The organism is Roseovarius sp. A-2, assembly GCF_002072155.1.
Taxonomy (GTDB): domain Bacteria; phylum Pseudomonadota; class Alphaproteobacteria; order Rhodobacterales; family Rhodobacteraceae; genus Roseovarius.
In genome coordinates this window covers 1-1,050 of sequence record NZ_BDIY01000092.1, presented here as the reverse complement: position 1 = coordinate 1,050, position 1,050 = coordinate 1, and the positions used below count along the sequence as shown (strand labels likewise).

Sequence of the window (1,050 nt, the reverse complement as noted above, 5' to 3'; positions counted from 1 at the left end):
CGGGAGGTCGAACGCCGGACCGACCTGGCGGGTCTGGTCGCAAAGTGCCTCCCGGATCCGCGCGCGCCAGGCAAGGTGCGGCACAGTCTGGAAGACATCATCCGGTTCCGGATCATGATGATCGCGGCTGGATATGAAGACGGCAACGATGCAACCGAGCTGCGCGGTGATCCGGCGTTCAAGCTTGCTCTCGAGCGCGATCCCGAGACCGGGGCCGCGCTGTGCTCCCAGCCCACGATCTCGCGGATGGAAAACCTGGCTGACACGCGGGCGCTCATCCGGATGGCGCATGAGATGGTGCGGCTCTATTGCGCTTCGTTTGCACGCGCGCCCCGCCAAATTGTGCTCGACATCGACGACACCTTCGATACCGCTCACGGTCATCAGCAGCTGCGCCTGTTCAATGCCTACTACGATGAATACGGCTTCCAGCCTATCGTGGTCTTTGACGGCGACGGGCGCTTGGTGGGGGCTGTGCTGCGCCCGGCCCGCCGCCCGACCGGCAAGGAGGCCGCTGCCCACATCCGGCGTCTGATCCGGCAAATCCGCCGCCATTGGCCCACGACCGGGATCCTGCTGCGGGCCGACAGCCACTACGGCACCCCGGAGGTTCTGGACCTGTGCGACAGCCTTGGGCTCCATTATGTGTTTGGTCTGTCGAAGAACCCGCGCCTGCGGGAGCATGTGCAAACCCTGGAGGCCTCCACGGCAGAACGCTATGCGCGCAAGGGCCAGAAACTGCGCCGGTTCAAGTCCTTCTCCTACGCGGCCCGGTCATGGTCGAAAGAGCGCCGCGTCATCGCCCGGGTCGAGGTCGGCCCGATGGGACGCGACACCCGCTTCATCGTGACCAATCTGATGGGCCCGCGCGGCAAGCACCTTTACGAGAAACTCTACTCCGCACGCGGCCAGGCCGAGAACCACATCAAGGGTTGGAAGAGCCATCTCGCCTCGGACCGCACGTCGTGCTCGAAGGCCAGCGCCAATCAGATGCGGCTCATGCTGCACGGCTGTGCCTACTGGCTGTGGTGGACGCTCCGGGCGGCCTGT

The 1,050-nt window shown here is 65.2% G+C and carries 1 protein-coding gene; it reads left to right on the top strand.

The genetic code is table 11. The annotated features are described in order from the left end of the window. Positions 1–1,050 (top strand): IS1380 family transposase (locus BHD06_RS22710; protein ID WP_080459201.1); only part of this gene is annotated, 1,050 nt, incomplete at both ends.